The following is a 1854-nucleotide window of genomic DNA, read 5'->3' on the forward strand; positions in this document are numbered from 1 at the left end:
AGTAACACACTAACCGCTTCCAGATGCCACAGGTTTGGAACCACGGCAGCCTTTTCCACCATCGTCTCAAGCACACTGATTGCGTACTCTTGGTCTGTGACTTTGGCTGTTTGTAGAAGCCAGCGCATAGCGACTGAGTTATCTAAGACAAAATCACTCACTACTTACGACCATCCATTTTCAGTTCATCTAAGACCTCATCCGACATCACATGTTGTTTCATTTTCTTGATATTGGCGATGGCGTTTTTCACCTTCTGTTTCTGATGATCAGCGGGCACCAAATCGGCAATGACTTTACCCCGGTTGGTAATCGTGAAGGATTCACCAGACTCTACCCGGCGTAATAACTCTGGGAGCTTTGATTTTGCTTCATACGAACCAATTTCGTTATGCATATATTCTCCTTAAAATATAAACCAGTCTATTAAACTGGTCTATATGTGTCAAGTTAAGCCATTATGCAAGCTAGAAGCTTGACAGCGCCTTGCATCTGCTAGAACTGTTTGAACATGAGGAGTAGCAAAAAATGAGAGGTTATGGCCTATTTTCATCAACTAAAGTACTAGAGATTGCAGCCCAAGAAACCAAGCTCGGTAACTAACCTGATACAGGAGGGATTAGCGGTCCATTTAGGGTACACCTATAATGGACCAGCAGTTTGTTAGACTAAGCTTGGAGAGATCTGTGATCTAGTTTGATCTTGGTTATTGAATATGGTTGCTTCTTCTGCTGGGCCAAAAGAAATGACACCTATAACCCATAAAATATTATTATCATCATAAGCAAATACTGGAGATCCTGATAAACCTACAACTGCCGGTAGAGTGGTTTGAACTGTTAAATTATTTTCACTAAAGTTTTCAAGAATTTTTCCTTCAGTAAATCTAAGGTCCCTGGATGAGTATGGATAACCCATACAATATACTTTTTTATTGAGTTTAATTATTTGCTTTGCTTTTGTACAATTTATTCTAAAAGGAGGTGAATTCTTAATTTGATTTTTTTTAGTAGTTTTAATTAAACAAAAATCATTAATAGTTTCCTCAATGTATCCCTCGTAGTGAACATTATTATTGTATATATTAATATATTCTTTATTTTTTTTATCAATCTTTTTTGCATCTTCAAAAACATGTGCTGCAGTTATAATTTGATTTTGACTCACAAAAAGTCCTGTACCAGACTCAGTAAAATTTGCTTGAACGTTAAAATTATTCATCCATGATAAATCTCTCTGAGTAGCATCAGAATGTTGATGGAACCAACCACATTTTTTTTGTTTAGTGATTAAGCAGATATTGCTTATATAATCATCTAAATCACCTAATTTATTTGTCTTAAAAATAACGTCAAAATCAACCATAATTAATCCCCAATCAAAGTTATAATCGAAGCATTAAAAAAATATCAATATGATTAATTAACTATTTCTGAAAAACTTTCATGGCAGCCAGACTAACTTCGTGTGCTATTTGTTCGGAGTTATATTTCTTCTATATGACTTATAAAAGCTTAATTAGAAGCTATAGTGCTATGCATTATATTATATTAGTTTAGATGCTAAGTTGTATGCGCGGGCCTATTAATAATAGTATTTTTAATATTAGGCTTATGTCTAGGCGCAAAAAATCGAGCCTAGAAAAATAACACCACATTTTGTTCCAGTTGTCAATAAATACAACATTTATTGTATATTAAAATGTACTCATATTAACATGCACAACTTAATAGTAATGAGTTAAATTCTAAGGTAAGCAGTGCACTTAGGGTATACCTAAAATGGACTACCTATAAGCCAGTACACTAAATAGCAAGATACTATGTATAATGGACCACTATATGTGTACCAATG

2 protein-coding genes are annotated in these 1854 nt (G+C 34.3%); both read right to left on the minus strand.

Going from position 1 to position 1854, the window contains the following annotated elements:
• Window positions 1-160 precede the first annotated feature (160 nt).
• Window positions 161-397, minus strand: coding sequence for a type II toxin-antitoxin system Phd/YefM family antitoxin (locus F607_RS0126635; RefSeq protein ID WP_027710417.1), 237 nt, complete (start codon window positions 395-397; stop codon window positions 161-163).
• A gap of 266 nt (window positions 398-663) precedes the next feature.
• Window positions 664-1365, minus strand: a complete 702-nt coding sequence (locus F607_RS0126640) for a S1 family peptidase (protein ID WP_027710418.1) — start codon at window positions 1363-1365, stop codon at window positions 664-666.
• Window positions 1366-1854: the final 489 nt, after the last annotated feature.

Origin of the sequence: Zooshikella ganghwensis DSM 15267 (genome assembly GCF_000428585.1) — a bacterium.
Taxonomy (GTDB): Bacteria; Pseudomonadota; Gammaproteobacteria; order Pseudomonadales; family Zooshikellaceae; genus Zooshikella; species Zooshikella ganghwensis.